Source organism: Pacificimonas flava (assembly GCF_000342165.1).
In the GTDB taxonomy this organism is placed as follows: Bacteria; Pseudomonadota; Alphaproteobacteria; order Sphingomonadales; family Sphingomonadaceae; genus Pacificimonas; species Pacificimonas flava.
Window position 1 is genome coordinate 89,271 of sequence record NZ_AMRV01000004.1, and the last position, 13,937, is coordinate 103,207.

Sequence of the window (13,937 nt, forward strand, 5' to 3'; positions counted from 1 at the left end):
ATGAACGACTATTCCGCCGCCGTTGCCTTTCCCAAGCCGGCGCTGTCAGAGTGCGATCGCGAACCGATCCATATTCTCGGGCACATCCAGCAGTTCGGCTATCTGTTCGCTGTATCCAGCGACTGGATCATCGCGCATGTGTCGGCCAATGTGGAGGACTGCCTGGGCGCCGGGCCGCATGAGCTGATCGGCGCCCCGCTTTCGGGTTATTTCGAACCCACCGTTGTCGATGCGCTGCGCCGCCAGCTTCGCATGCTGCACGGGGAAAATACGGTCGGCAGACTTTTCGGCCTTTCCATGCGCCGGCATGGCGACCTCTACGATTTTGCCGTCCATGTCAGTGGTGACTTCATCATCATCGAGGCGGAGCCCGCCGGGACGGGCGCGCGGGGCGAGCATGGCGGACAGGTGCATGCGCTGATCGACCGTCTTGCCGGGGCGGAGAGCGTTTCGGATATTGCGCACATGGCGGCCCGGCAGGTTTCGGCGCTGACGGGCTTCGACCGCGTCATGGTCTATCGCTTCGACCGCGACGGCAGCGGAGAGGTCATCGCGGAAACGAAGCGGGAGGACCTGGAGAGCTTTCTGACGCTGCGCTACCCGCGTACGGACATTCCGGAACAGGCGCGCGAACTCTACAAACGCAACCTGATCCGCATCATCAGCGATGTGAACGAGCAGCCGGTTCCGATACTTCCGCCGGCCGGGCCGAGTGGGGGGCGCCTCGACCTGAGCCTGTCGAAGCTGCGCGCCGTCTCGCGCATCCATATCGAATATCTGCAGAACATGGGCGTCGGCGCGTCCATGTCGATCTCGATCCTGCACGACGGCGAACTCTGGGGCATGTTCGTCGGCCATCACTACAGCGCGCGCATCCTCAGCTTCGAACTGCGCACGGCCGCGGAACTCTACGGGCAGCTCTTCTCCTTCGTTTTGGCGAAGAAGCTGAACGAGGAGGAACGGCTGCAGGACCGCAAGGCCCGCGCGCTGCACGATCGCCTGATGTCGCAGATTGCGGAGGGTGACCGGCTCGACAGCAATTTCGACGCCATCGCGGATGCCTTCCGGTCGGTCATTGCCTGCGACGGTATCGCCATTTCGGTCGATGGCCGCTACCAGCAGATCGGGCTCACTCCGACCAAGGAGGAATTCAGGCAGCTTTCGCGCTTCCTCAGCACCGGGGCCGCCAGCCGGGTCTACGATACGGACCGCCTGCCGGCCGTCTACCCGCCCGCGGCGGAGTTTCAGGCGCCGGTCGCCGGCATTCTCGCCATTCCCGTTTCCCGTCAGCCGCGCGACTATATCGTCTGCTTCCGCAAGGAGGTGGCGCAGACCGTGACGTGGGCAGGCAATCCGGAAAAGGCGGTCAGCGAGGACGAGCAGGGTGTCCGCCTGTCGCCGCGCAAGAGCTTCGCCAAATGGCAGGAGACGGTGACCGGCCGGTCGAAGGTCTTCACGCAGGCGGAGCGGCGCGCAGCCGAGCAGCTTCGCATGACCCTGTTGGAGGTGGTGCTTCGCCTGACCGACGCGGCAGCGCGGGAATCCGGCAAGGCTGCGGAGCGGCAGGAACTCCTGATCGCGGAGCTGAACCACCGGGTCCGCAACATCCTCAATCTCATTCGTGGTCTCGTCGCGCAGAGCCAGTCGGACGAGGATACCGTCGCCAGCTTCTCGGAGAAGATCGGCGGGCGCATTCACGCTCTGGCCCGCGCGCACGATCAGGTGACGAAGGAGCAGTGGGCGCCGGCGCCTCTCAGCGCTCTCATCGCAACCGAGAAAGAGGCGTATCTCGGCGGCAAGCAGAGCCGCGTCTCCTTTTCCGGGGACGATTGCTACCTGAAGCCAAATGCGTTCACGGCCTTGTCGCTCGTCATCCACGAGTTGATGACGAACAGCGCCAAATATGGCGCTCTCAGCGACAGTTCCGGACACGTGGACATCGTTGGCGAGTGTCTCGATGGCGGCACGCTCAAACTGACCTGGCGGGAAATCGGGGGACCCCCGGTGCAGGCGCCCACACGCCGCGGCTTCGGCACGACGATCATCGAACGGTCCGTACCCTTCGAACTCGGCGGCACGGCGGACATCGAATTTGCCGTGACCGGCCTGAAGGCGGTATTCACGATCCCGCCACAGCAGCTCGGTGGCCGTGCGCAGACCCGGCAGGAGGCCCAGCAAAGCGTGAAGACCATGGCCCGCATCAGCGGCAACGTCCTGATCCTCGAGGACAATATGATCATCGCGATGGATGCGGAGGACATGCTGAAGGATCTCGGCGCCGCGCGGGTGTTCACGGCCGGCAACGTCACGCAGGCGCTCGGCATCATCGAGGATCAGCCCCTCTCCTTCGCGCTTCTCGACGTCAATCTCGGCGCCGGCACCAGCGAGGATGCCGCGCAGGCGCTGACCGACCGCGGCGTTCCGTTCACCTTCTCGACCGGGTATGGCGACGCGCACGGGCTGACGGACAAGTTCCCGGACGCCGGCGTCCTGCAAAAGCCGATCGACGAGGATGCGCTGGCCAAGGTCGTCAAGACGCTGGTCGGTTGACGCCGGGCCATGGAACCGCGCAAAGGGTCCGGTGCCGCGCCGTCGCATCCGCCGCTGATCTACGAGGATGCGGAGCTTCTCATCATCGACAAGCCGGCGGGCCTCGCCGTCCATCCTGGCCCCCGCACGCCGCGCAGCCTTGAGGATCATCTGCCCGCGCTCAGCCTCGGCTTCCGCCGTCTGCCGCAACCGGCGCACCGTCTGGACCGGGACACCTCCGGCTGCCTCGTCCTTGCCCGAAATCCCCGCGCGTTGAAGCAAGTGTCGGCTCTCTTCGAAGCCGGCGCGGCCGAGAAGACCTATATCGCCCGTCTCGCCGGAGAGGTGGCGGGAGAGGGGGTCATCGACGCGCCGCTCCGCAAGATCAGCAGCCGCGATGCCGGATGGCGGATGGTGGTCGGGCCCTCCGGTGCGGGACAGGGCGGCGCGAAACGCGCAGTCACCGCATGGCGCGTGCTGCAATCGAGTGGCGGCACCTCGCTTGTCGAGTTTCGTCCGCAGACCGGACGCACTCACCAGATCCGGGTTCACGCCGCGCATGCGCTTGCGCCCATCATCGGCGACCCCGTCTACGGCGCAGGCCCCGCGGAGCGCATGTACCTGCACGCCGCACGCATCGCCTTTCCCTGGCGCGGCGCACGCCAGGTATCGGCCGCCGCGCCGCTTCCGCCGCAGTTCGGGGTCTGAACACCGACGGAGGCCGCCAACTTTGTCAGCTGGTCAATTCGGCTGGAGTGCGGCAATTTTCACGAATGACGGACTGGTCCTGGATCCCCCCGCGCAGCCTGGACGCTGACCTCCGAATGCAGCCGGCCAACGGCCTCGATTTCGAGCTGGTGGCCGCAGGCCCGCGCCGGGCGAAGCGTGCGGTGCTGATGCTGCACGGTTTTCCGGAACTGAATCTCTCCTGGCGGCACCAGATCGCCTTTCTTGCAGAGCGGGGCTGGCGTGTCTGGGCGCCGAACCTGCGCGGCTACGGCGCCACCTCGCGGCCCGAGGGTCTGGCGGCCTACCGTCTCGACGCGCTGACCGCGGACGTCGCCGCGCTTCTCTCCGCGCTGCGCACGGAAAGCGGGGCCGAGGAGATCGTCCTGATGGCGCATGACTGGGGCGGTGCCATTGCCTGGGATGCCGCCATGCGGCGCGTCCGGCCGATGGACCGGCTGGTGATCATGAACATGCCGCATCCCTATGGCTTCGCCCGCGCCCTGCGTCTTTCGCGCGCCCAGCGGCGGCGTAGCCGGTACATCGCCTTCTTCCAGCTTCCGCGCCTGCCGGAACGGCTCCTCGGCGCCCGTGACGCGCTGGCGATCAGGCGGGTCTTCACCGGCATGGCCACCAATGCCGAGCGCTTCCCGCCGGAAATCCTCGATATCTATGCCCGCGCGGCGCAGCGTCCCGGCGCACTCACGGCGATGCTCAACTACTACCGGGCGGCGGTCCGGTTGCGGGGGACGATGTCGGGCCGCGACCCGGTCGTCGACATACCCGTGCTGCTGATCTGGGGCACCGCCGACACGGCGCTGGGGCAGGAGACGCTGGACGGCATCGGCGCCTATGTGCCGCATCTGACGCGGCGTTACCTGCCGGGCATCTCCCACTGGGTGCAACAGGATGCGCCGGACCTTGTGAACGCGCATCTTGCCGACTGGCTGGAGACTCCGGTCCCGGGGTGAAAGGGAGAGACGCTTCGCCTATGGGCTTGGCGCCTCTCCCCCTTTGCAGACATGCGGTTCACGCAGCGCAGAGCCGGTCGTGCGATGCGGGGCTGTGATGCTCGAGGACTTGGCCAAGCAAAACGAGAGCACCCAGCATCGAAACGAACGGTCTCGTTGCAGGCGAGAACCGCACCCTCACCGCGAGTTGGGAAGCGGTGAGCTGCAAACGCGAATAGGGAACGCACGGCAACGGACGTTAAAAACGGCCCTGAGGGCCGTGGTAAAGCCTTGGCGGACGTGCCGGCGGACAGTCCTGCGGGGATCCGAGTTTCCGGTTCGACGCTCCGCAGACGTGCCTGCCGGCGCATATACGCTGATCCTGTCCGAACAGATGGAAATACTTTGCCCCTTTTCCGGCGCGATGCACCGTCCGTGCCAAACGGCATTAACCAAGAAAATCAATTGTCTGCATTCGTCGGATTGGAGCCGGATTTCCATATGTAAGATTTATCGACATTTCGCCGGCGGACATGCGTTCATGCTGCGGCGGGATCTCGCTCGAAATCTGTTTGGGGAGGGCCGTTATCAGCGAAGGACGCACCCAGCTGACGCGCAATCTGGCTGCCCGACTCAAAAAGAAGGGGCCGGCACTTGTCGTGCCGGCCCCTCAGTATACCGCGGCCGTGAAGCGCGGTAATCCTTTACGCGACGGCGCGGCGGCGCTTCATCGCGGCAGCCATGCCAAGCACGCCGAGGCCGAGCAGGCCAAGCGCACCCGGTTCCGGCACGTTCGCGGTGATCGGACCGATCAACATGTCGTAAGACGGCGACCCGCTGAAAATGAAGGTCAGCTCATCGGGGTTCCCGGCCGCCAGCGCGTCGGAGAAGCTGAACGAGATCGGTCCCTCCATGCCGTTCGGCAGCGTCACCGTGCCGAGCGAGGTGCCGTTCAGCAGCGCCTGGATCGTGCCGTCGCCGGCCGTGCCGCTGTTGCTGACGAAGATGTCGAAGCCGGTCACGCCGCCAGTGTCGAACAGGCCGTCGAGGCTATAGGTCAGCGTCAGGCGCGAATTGACGTTGGAGTCGTTCGCCAGCTCGAGGATGCCATCGGCAATGGAAACTTCGGCATTGGCGCTCGCCGACGTCGTGCCGCCATTGGCGAGACGCTCGAAAAAGATCGTCCGCTCGATGGCAGGCGTCAATGTCGCCGTGTCGCTGGCCGTCGAGCCGACGCTGTCCAACGTCGTGCTGTATGGATAGGTCGAAAAATCGTCGATCGAGACGACTGCGGCGGATACGCCCGTCGCAGCGCCGGCGAGAATGGCGGCCGCAACAACTCCCTTGAAACTGAACATCTAAATCTCCCAACTCAAGCCCGGACCGAGGCGGTCCCGTAACAGCAGCTGTGCACTGTTCATGCCAACGAAGGAAATACCGAAAAAACAGCAGTTTAGACTTTAACCATATGCCCGGGCGTTCCATAGTGTAAAGCCGTCCGACGCTTCCGCCCGCCGCCCTGTCGCCATCCGGAACGGTTCATCTTGCGCCCGTTGGCGCCGTCCTCTACCTCGCGCAGCATGTCCGACACGCCCTCCGCGGTCCCCATGGACCGGATCCGCAATTTTTCCATCATCGCGCATATCGACCACGGAAAGTCGACGCTGGCCGACCGTCTGATCCAGAAGACGGGTGGCCTGACCGACCGGGAAATGTCGGAGCAGGTGCTTGATAATATGGATATCGAGCGGGAGCGCGGCATCACCATCAAGGCGCAGACCGTTCGCCTCAACTACACCGCGTCCGACGGGGAGACCTATCAGCTGAACCTGATGGACACGCCCGGCCATGTCGATTTCGCCTATGAGGTCAGCCGCAGCCTCGCGGCGTGCGAGGGCGCGCTCCTGGTCGTGGATGCCGCACAGGGTGTGGAGGCGCAGACGCTTGCCAATGTCTATCAGTCCATCGAGCACGACCATGAAATCGTGCCCGTGATCAACAAGATCGACTTGCCGGCCGCCGATGTGGACAAGGTGAAGGCGGAGATCGAGGACATTGTCGGCCTGCCCGCCGACGATGCCGTTCTGACCAGTGCCAAGACGGGTCTCGGCGTCGAGGAGGTGCTGGAGGCGATCGTACAGCGCATTCCGCCGCCCACCGGGGATCCGGAAGCGCCGCTGAAGGCGATGCTCGTCGATAGCTGGTATGACCCCTATCTGGGCGTCGTCATTCTCGTCCGGGTCATGCAGGGTGTCCTGAAGAAGGGATTGCAGATCCGCTTCATGCAGAACGGAACCCAGCACCTCGTCGACCGGGTCGGCTGCTTCGGCCCCAAGCGCACCGAACTGAAGGAACTGCGGGCGGGCGAGATCGGCTTCATCACCGCGCAGATCAAGGAGGTGGCGGACACGGCCGTGGGCGACACCATCACCACGGTGAAGAATCCGACGGACAAGCCGCTGCCGGGCTTCAAGGAGGTGCAGCCCGTCGTTTTCTGCGGCCTGTTCCCGGTCGATGCGTCGGACTTCGAGAAGCTGCGCGAGAGCCTCGGCAAGCTGCGCCTGAACGATGCCAGCTTTCAATGGGAAACGGAAAGCTCCGCCGCGCTCGGCTTCGGCTTTCGCTGCGGCTTCCTCGGCCTTCTGCACCTCGAAATCATTCAGGAGCGGCTGAGCCGCGAATATGATCTCGACCTGATCACCACGGCGCCGTCGGTGGTCTACAAGGTGCACATGACGGACGGGTCGCTGAAGGAACTGCACAATCCGGCCGACATGCCCGATCCCGTCAAGATCGCCGGCATGGAGGAACCGTGGATCGAGGCGGTCATCTACGTTCCCGACGATTATCTCGGCCCGATCCTGAAACTGTGCCAGGACCGTCGGGGCATCCAGAAGAACCTGACCTATGTGGCCGGCCGCGCGCAGATCACCTACGAACTGCCGCTGAACGAGGTCGTCTTCGACTTTTACGACCGCCTGAAATCGATCAGCCGCGGCTATGCCAGCTTCGACTATCACCAGGTCGGCTACCGCGAGGGGGATCTCGTCAAGCTCAACATCCTGGTGAACGCAGAACCCGTCGACGCGCTGTCCATGGTCGTCCATCGCAGCCAGGCAGAGGCGCGCGGCCGTCACCTGTGCGAGCGGCTGAAGGACCTGATCCCGCGCCACCTGTTCAAGATTCCCATTCAGGCGGCCATCGGCGCAAAGGTGATCGCGCGCGAAACGATCAGCGCCATGCGCAAGGACGTCACCGCCAAATGCTATGGCGGCGACATCACCCGCAAGAAGAAGCTTCTGGAAAAGCAGAAGGCCGGCAAGGCGCGCATGCGGCAGTATGGCAATGTGGATATCCCGCAGGAGGCGTTCATCGCCGCCCTGCGCATGGGCGAGGAATAGGGGAAGCGGGCTCGCCCGCACAGCGGGCATCCCCGCATCCCGCAACCCGCGTCTTCTCAAATAGGAAACCGTCGGCGATCATGCCTTGCATGATCGCCGACCCGCTCTCCGCCGACATCCGCAGGCGCCCTTCGCCCATGCGAGGAAAGCCGCGCGATCACGCGCGTCACGAGTGTCCATGTTGTCAACTTTGCTCCCGTCCGCGCCCGTTCGCCGCGGCGGAGATGCGTGCATGGGTCCCGTGCCAGCGGGAAAGAGCGGCCCCGGTGGACAGGGGTCGAAACTGCCACCAGAGCGCTCCCCGACCTTTGGCAGGCCAGTGCGGGCAGGGCGGCGCAAGGGCCGTCGCCCACCCGGTTGCCACGACGCACCGCCAACTCCCGGCGCGCCGCTACGGAGGAGATACGGTCTCTCTTTTGGTTCCGGATGCACGGTTCATCGCAAAGACGGCTCGGCGCACGGGGCAGCGCCGATTGCAATGCACCCGCTCTTCTCTTACGAACATCCTTGGCGGGGGCGCTGCTGGGAGACGAGGGCTTGGCCGAAACGGATGGCAGGCATGCGGGAACCGGCCGGCGCCGCGCGCCGGAAACGGCGCTCGATGATGCCTTGGCGGCTGTGGCGCAGGGGGATCGGGACGCGCTGCGAACCGTCTACGATCTGACGCGTGCGAAACTCTACGGCATCGCCCTTGGCGTCTTGAAGGACCGGGAGGCGGCTGAGGACGTACTCCAAAGCGTTTAACTGACCATCTGGAAAAAGGCGGGCCGCTTCGATGCGGAGCGCGCCAGCCCGATCACCTGGCTTGCCACCATTGCGCGCAATCGGTCCATCGACCGCCTTCGCCAGAGAGCGCCGGAACGGCATGAGGCGCTCGAGGAGATGGGCGCAATTCCCGACGGCGCGCCGGGGCCGGATCGTCTCGTTGGCCTGTCCGATGATTATCACCGCCTCGAAACCTGTCTCGAACGCCTCGACGAGACTCATGCGCGCGCTGTTCGGCGCGCGTTCCTTGAGGGGGAAACCTATTCCGCGCTTGCCGAGCGCATGGCGGTGCCGCTCGGGACGCTGAAGAGCTGGATCCGTCGCTCGCTTCTCAAGCTTCGTGATTGTCTGGCCGTATGAGCGATCTCGACGAATTCGGCCCGGAGGAGCGGCGCATTCTGCAGGCTGCGGAATATGTGCTCGGCGTTCTGTCCGCAGATGCTTGGGCAGCGGCTTCGGCGCGCGTCGAGAGCGATGCGGCCTTCGCTGCGGATGTGGCATGGTGGGAAGCGCAGTTCGCGCCGCTTCTCGGCCTCTACCCCGAGGCAGAGCCGCCCGCCGGCCTGTGGACCCGCATCGAGCGCCAGATCGGCGAGAGCGCAGGTGCCGGCGCTTCGCCGCAGGCGGCGAACGATGCTGGCGGTGTCGCGCCCTGGTGGCGGGCCTACGGTATCGGCATGAGCGCGGTCGCCGCCGTCCTCCTTGCCGTTCTCCTGACCCGGCCGCCCGAGATCGTTGCGGTGCCAACACCAGTGGAGGTGCCGGCCGAGCCGCAGCCCGCCCCGGCCGCACCGCTCGAACTCCTCAGCGCGCGCGTTGCGCCTGAGGAGGGCATTCCCGTGGCCGTCATCACTTATGATCCGGGCAGCCGCCGCCTCATCGTGTCGCCCGTATCGATCGCGGCGGGCGCGCGTCAGACACCGGAGCTCCGGTTTATTCCGGCGGACGGCACGCCCCGCTCGCTGGGGACGATCGCGCCTGCCGATGGCATTTCGGTGTCGCTGCCGAGTGACTTCTCACCCGATTCGACCCTCGCCATCTCCATTGAGCCAGAGGGCGGATCCCCGACCGGCGCGCCCACCGGCCCGATTGTCGGCACCGGTACGCTGGAGGAGATCTGAGAAGGGGTTTCAATCCGCGCAAAGCTTCGTTAGAGGCCCGCTTTCTTGCGGAGCGGTGGCCGAGTGGTCGAAGGCGCACGCCTGGAAAGTGTGTATAGGGTACCCCCCTATCGTGGGTTCGAATCCCACCCGCTCCGCCAGCCTGTTCGGGCTTCCAGGTTTCAGTTCGGGATCAGGTCGACGAGGATGCTGTTGAGGACGGCGTGACCCGGTTCCGTCAGTCGCAGCGTCTTGCCCGTCCAGGAGAGAAGGCCATAGGCCTGCAGCCGTGCGGCGGCTTCCGTATCGATGGCGTCGGCGAGAGGGATGCCGGTCCGCACCTGGAACCGTGCCGCGTCGATACCCTCGGTCAGGCGCAGGCCCATCATCAGCGCCTCGGTGGCGGCCTTTTCCGGCGCTATCCGTTCCTCGGTCGCAGGCACCGCCCCCCGCTCGGCAAGCCGCGAAAGCCAGCGCTCCGGCAGCCGCGTTCTGACCGTCGCCCGCCCGGCCCGGCGGCCATGCGCCCCAGGGCCGACGCCGGCATAGTCGCCGTAGCGCCAATAGGTGAGATTGTGGCGGCTCTCGGCGCCCGGCCTTGCATAGTTGGAGGTTTCATAGGCGGGCAGCCCCGCCTCTGCGGTGATTGCCCGCGTCATCTCGAACATGTCCGCCGCCGGGTCCTCAGCCGGCAGGATCAGGTCCCCGGCCGCATGGCGCGTGGCGAAATGCGTGCCCGGCTCGATCGTCAACTGGTAAAGCGACAGATGTTCCGTGCCGAAGGAGAGGGCGCGGCGCAACTCCCTTTCCCAGTCCGCTGCGCTTTGACCTTCCCGCGTATAAATCAGGTCGAAGCTGACGCGCGGAAAATGCGCCTGCGCCATGTCCAGCGCTGCGATGCCTGTCGCGGCGTCGTGTGTACGACCAAGGGCGGAAAGATCGGCGTCATTCAGTGCTTGCAGGCCAAGGGAGACACGATTGATACCGGCATCCCGAAAGCCGGAGAAGCGCTCCGCCTCGACGGTTGACGGGTTCGCCTCCAGCGTAATTTCAAGCTTTGGCGCGGCCCGCCAGAGTGCGGCAGCGCGGTCGATGATCGCACCGGCGCTGGCCGGTGTCATCAGCGAGGGTGTCCCGCCGCCGAAGAAGATGCTCGTCAGCGTCTGACCGGCGGTCAGCGACGCCTCATGCTCCAGCTCGGCAAGGATGCCCTCCAGCCACTCCGCCTCGGGCATATGGCCGCGGACGTGGCTGTTGAAGTCGCAATAGGGGCATTTGCGCGCACAATAGGGCCAGTGCACATAAAGCGCGAGCGGGGAGGGCGCGGTCAGAATGCGGCCTTACCGGGCCAGACACGCGCGCACGAGCTGACCGAACGCGGCCGCCCGGTGACTGATCTCGTGCTTCTTCGCCGGATCGATCTCCCCGAAGGTCCGGTCGTCGCCCGATCGCTGAAAGATCGGATCATATCCGAAGCCGCGGTCGCCGCGGGGCGGCCAGACGATACGGCCATGCACATAACCCTCGAACGTCTCGATATGGTTGTCCGGCCAGGCCAGCGACAGCGCGCAGGTGAAATGTGCCGCATCGGTGCCGGAGCCCTGCTGCATCTCATCGTGCACCTTCTGCATGGCCGCGCCGAAATCCTTGTCCGGCCCCGCCCAGCGCGCGCTATATATGCCGGGCGCGCCGCCAAGGGCATCGACGCACAGGCCGCTGTCGTCCGCCAGCGCAGGCTTACCGCTCGCAAGGGCCGCCGCGCGCGCCTTCAACTCGGCATTGCCGCGAAAACTGTCTTCCGTTTCCTCGGGTTCTGGCAAGCCGAGGTCGCCCGCGGACACCGGTTCGACGCCATAGGGGCCAAGCAATTCCGCGATCTCCCGAACCTTGCCCGGATTATGGCTGGCAATGACCAGGGGACCGGGTTCCAGCGTGCGGTGTTCCGTCATCGCTCCCCCGCCTCCCGAACGGCCTTTACCTGGGCAGCGAAAATCCGGTCGCAGCCCATGCGCGCCAGGCGCAGCAGGCGCAGCAGCATTTCCTCGTCGAACGGTTCCTTTTCCGCCGTGCCCTGAATCTCGACGATGCCGCCGCCGCCGACCATAACGAAATTCGCGTCCGTATCGGCCGTCGAATCCTCGGCATAATCGAGATCGCAAACCGCCGTGCCCTGATAGACGCCGCAGGAAATCGCCCCCACCTGGCCGGTAATCGGGTCCTGCATCGCCGGATTTTCCCGCATCAGCTTGTCGACAGCCAGCCGCAGCGCCACCCACGCCCCGGAAATGGCTGCGGTGCGCGTGCCGCCATCGGCCTGGAGAACGTCGCAGTCGAGGGTGATCTGTCGTTCACCGAGCTTGCCGAGATCGACCACAGCGCGAAGCGAACGTCCGATCAGGCGCTGGATTTCCTGCGTACGGCCGGACTGTTTGCCGCGCGCAGCCTCCCGGTTGCCGCGCGTGTGCGTGGCGCGGGGCAACATGCCGTATTCGCCGGTGACCCAGCCCTGCCCCTTCCCGCGCAGCCAGGGCGGAATCCGCTCTTCCAAACTGGCGGTGCAAAGGACATGCGTTTCGCCGAACTTGATCAGGCAGGAGCCCTCGGCGTGACGCGTAAAGCCAGGAATGATTTCGATGGCACGCATTTCGTCGGGCGCTCGTCCGGATGGGCGCATGGGACCTCCTCGTCATGATATGGCTGCGCGCTGCATACGCGCAAGGATGCTCGTTTCCCCGCGCGTTTAGCATTCGCTTGAGCGTGCGCCAGCCAATTCCTATTTTCGGTTCATGCCCAGTCTGGACGAACTTTCTGACCGCGCGCGCCGTGTGTTTGCACAGGTGGTCGACGAGTATGTCGCCTCCGGCCAGCCTGTGGGCTCGAAGACGCTGGCGGCGATGCCGGGAGGCCTTGGCCTGTCCCCGGCCTCGATCCGCAGCGTGCTTGCGGAACTGGAGGGGGCGGGCCTTCTTGCAAGCCCGCACACGTCGGCGGGGCGCATGCCGACGGATTCCGGGCTCAGACTTTTCGTCGACGGCATGATCGAGTGGCGGCGCCCCGACGAAGCGGAGCGAGCCGCCATCGATGCGCAGGTTCGGCGCGATGCTGGCGGGGTGGATAGCGCGCTTGAACGCACGACGGGTGCGCTGGCCGACCTTGCCTCCTGCGCAGCGCTGGTGATGATGCCCAGGGGCGACGTGCGGCTGAAGCAGGTCGCCTTTTCTCCGCTGTCGCCCACCCGCGCGCTGATGATCCTGATCGGCGGCGACGGCAGCGTCGAGAACCGTTTGCTTGAAGATTCCTCGGGCATCGATCCCGCTGCGCTGGAGCAGGCGGCCAATTTTGTGAACGACCGCCTGGCAGGATTGACGCTGCGTGAAGGCATGCGGACGGTAGAGCGAGAGATCGCTTCGGGCCGTTCCGCGCTGGAAGCGGCGGCATCGGGCATCGTGGAAAGGGGGCTCGCCACCTGGTCGCATGACGAGGCAGGGCGGGCGCTTCTGATCGTGCGCGGACAGGCGCACCTGATCGACGCATCCTCCGCTGCCGATCTGGAACGGGTCCGCAGATTGCTGGAGGATATCGATGAGAAGGAGCAGCTTTTGGCGGTGCTGGAACGCGCCCGCAGCGCCGGTTCCATGCGGATCTTCATCGGCGCGGAGAACGAACTCTACTCGCTGACCGGATCGAGCGTGATCGCCGCGCCGTATCAATCGTCGCATGGGAACGTGCTTGGCGTCGTTGGGGTTATCGGGCCGACCAGATTGAACTATGCGCGCATCATTCCCATGGTGGACTACACCGCACGAACCCTATCGAGGCTGATTGAATGACGAACGATACGCGTCCCGACGAGACGATCGAGAATCCCGTTGCCGGGGACGAGGAGATTTCCCTGCCAGAAGGCGGCGAACCGGAGAGTGCCGGATCTGTCGGTGACGACGATTCCAATGAACAAGAGGAGACCGCAGACGAACGCGTTGTCTCCCTTGAGAAAGAGGTGTCCGATTTGAAGGACCGCCTTCTTCGCGCGGTGGCGGAGACGGAGAATGTCCGCCGACGGCTGGAAAAGGACAAGCGGGAGGGCACGGACTATGCGATCACCGGTTTCGCCCGCGATCTGCTTTCGGTGGCCGACAATCTGGCGCGGGCCCTCGACGCGGCCGAGAAGGACGAGGTCGTCAACAAGGGGCTGCTGACTGGCGTGGAGATGACGCAAAAGGAGTTGATGAAGGCGTTCGAGAAGCACGGCATCGCGCGCGTGGACTCGGTCGGCCAGCCCCTCGATCCGCATGTCCATCAGGCGATGATGGAGGTCGACGCGGACGAGGGGCACGAGGCCGGGACGATCGTCGCGGAACTCCAGCCCGGCTACAGGATTCGCGAACGCCTGCTGCGGCCGGCGATGGTCACCGTCGCGAAATAGCCTGGCGCATGGGGCGGCGTTGTCTTTGCCGTGTCATGAGAAT

13 protein-coding genes and 1 tRNA gene are annotated in these 13,937 nt (G+C 65.3%); 10 read left to right on the plus strand and 4 right to left on the minus strand.

The window, feature by feature from the left end; all coding sequences use genetic code 11:
• From C725_RS07675 to C725_RS07685, 3 genes are all read left to right on the plus strand, one after another.
• The gene (locus C725_RS07675) at positions 1-2,550 is read left to right on the plus strand and encodes an HWE histidine kinase domain-containing protein (RefSeq protein WP_008601637.1); all 2,550 of its coding nucleotides are present in this window, start codon (positions 1-3) and stop codon (positions 2,548-2,550) included.
• A 9-nt stretch (positions 2,551-2,559) separates the two neighbouring features.
• Positions 2,560-3,237, plus strand: a complete 678-nt coding sequence (locus C725_RS07680) for an RluA family pseudouridine synthase (RefSeq protein ID WP_008601638.1) — start codon at positions 2,560-2,562, stop codon at positions 3,235-3,237.
• 116 nt (positions 3,238-3,353) lie between these two features.
• On the plus strand, positions 3,354-4,226 hold the full coding sequence (locus C725_RS07685; protein ID WP_008601639.1) for an alpha/beta fold hydrolase: 873 nt from the start codon (positions 3,354-3,356) through the stop codon (positions 4,224-4,226).
• A gap of 683 nt (positions 4,227-4,909) precedes the next feature.
• On the opposite strand, the gene C725_RS07690 is transcribed toward C725_RS07685, so the two are convergent.
• Positions 4,910-5,563 carry a PEP-CTERM sorting domain-containing protein gene (locus C725_RS07690; RefSeq protein ID WP_008601640.1) on the minus strand — a complete coding sequence of 218 codons (654 nt, stop codon included), beginning with the start codon at positions 5,561-5,563 and terminating at the stop codon, positions 4,910-4,912.
• Between the two features lie 222 nt (positions 5,564-5,785).
• On the opposite strand from C725_RS07690, the gene lepA reads away from it, so the two are divergent.
• From lepA to C725_RS07710, 5 genes are all read left to right on the plus strand, one after another.
• Complete coding sequence (lepA, locus tag C725_RS07695; RefSeq protein WP_051051276.1) at positions 5,786-7,606, plus strand: translation elongation factor 4; 1,821 nt, start codon at positions 5,786-5,788, stop codon at positions 7,604-7,606.
• 537 nt (positions 7,607-8,143) lie between these two features.
• Entirely contained in the window at positions 8,144-8,350 is a 207-nt protein-coding gene (locus tag C725_RS16900) for a hypothetical protein (RefSeq protein WP_338046201.1), read from the plus strand.
• Positions 8,351-8,401: 51 nt separating this feature from the next.
• The gene (locus tag C725_RS07700) at positions 8,402-8,731 is read left to right on the plus strand and encodes a sigma-70 family RNA polymerase sigma factor (protein ID WP_420804921.1); all 330 of its coding nucleotides are present in this window, start codon (positions 8,402-8,404) and stop codon (positions 8,729-8,731) included.
• Positions 8,728-9,492, plus strand: a complete 765-nt coding sequence (locus C725_RS07705; protein ID WP_008601666.1) for an anti-sigma factor — start codon at positions 8,728-8,730, stop codon at positions 9,490-9,492. The genes C725_RS07700 and C725_RS07705 overlap by 4 nt, the downstream gene beginning before the upstream one ends.
• A 49-nt stretch (positions 9,493-9,541) precedes the next feature.
• Positions 9,542-9,632, plus strand: a tRNA-Ser gene (locus tag C725_RS07710).
• A gap of 21 nt (positions 9,633-9,653) precedes the next feature.
• On the opposite strand, the gene hemW is transcribed toward C725_RS07710, so the two are convergent.
• Genes hemW through rph form a run of 3 tightly spaced genes read right to left on the minus strand, consistent with a single transcriptional unit; the run spans position 9,654 to position 12,145 of the window.
• Complete coding sequence (hemW, locus tag C725_RS07715) at positions 9,654-10,772, minus strand: radical SAM family heme chaperone HemW (protein ID WP_008601668.1); 1,119 nt, start codon at positions 10,770-10,772, stop codon at positions 9,654-9,656.
• Positions 10,773-10,811: 39 nt separating this feature from the next.
• The gene (gene rdgB, locus C725_RS07720; protein ID WP_008601670.1) at positions 10,812-11,420 is read right to left on the minus strand and encodes an RdgB/HAM1 family non-canonical purine NTP pyrophosphatase; all 609 of its coding nucleotides are present in this window, start codon (positions 11,418-11,420) and stop codon (positions 10,812-10,814) included.
• Positions 11,417-12,145 carry a ribonuclease PH gene (gene rph / locus C725_RS07725; protein ID WP_008601672.1) on the minus strand — a complete coding sequence of 243 codons (729 nt, stop codon included), beginning with the start codon at positions 12,143-12,145 and terminating at the stop codon, positions 11,417-11,419. Before rph ends, rdgB begins: the two co-directional genes overlap by 4 nt.
• A gap of 112 nt (positions 12,146-12,257) precedes the next feature.
• Here rph and hrcA point away from each other — a divergent pair, with 112 nt between their 5' ends.
• Together hrcA and grpE are read left to right on the plus strand one after the other, a co-directional pair.
• On the plus strand, positions 12,258-13,301 hold the full coding sequence (gene hrcA, locus C725_RS07730) for a heat-inducible transcriptional repressor HrcA (RefSeq protein WP_008601674.1): 1,044 nt from the start codon (positions 12,258-12,260) through the stop codon (positions 13,299-13,301).
• Positions 13,298-13,894: a nucleotide exchange factor GrpE gene (gene grpE, locus C725_RS07735; protein ID WP_008601675.1), complete on the plus strand. Its 597-nt coding sequence runs from the start codon at positions 13,298-13,300 to the stop codon at positions 13,892-13,894. The genes hrcA and grpE overlap by 4 nt, the downstream gene beginning before the upstream one ends.
• The last annotated feature ends 43 nt before the right edge of the window (positions 13,895-13,937 follow it).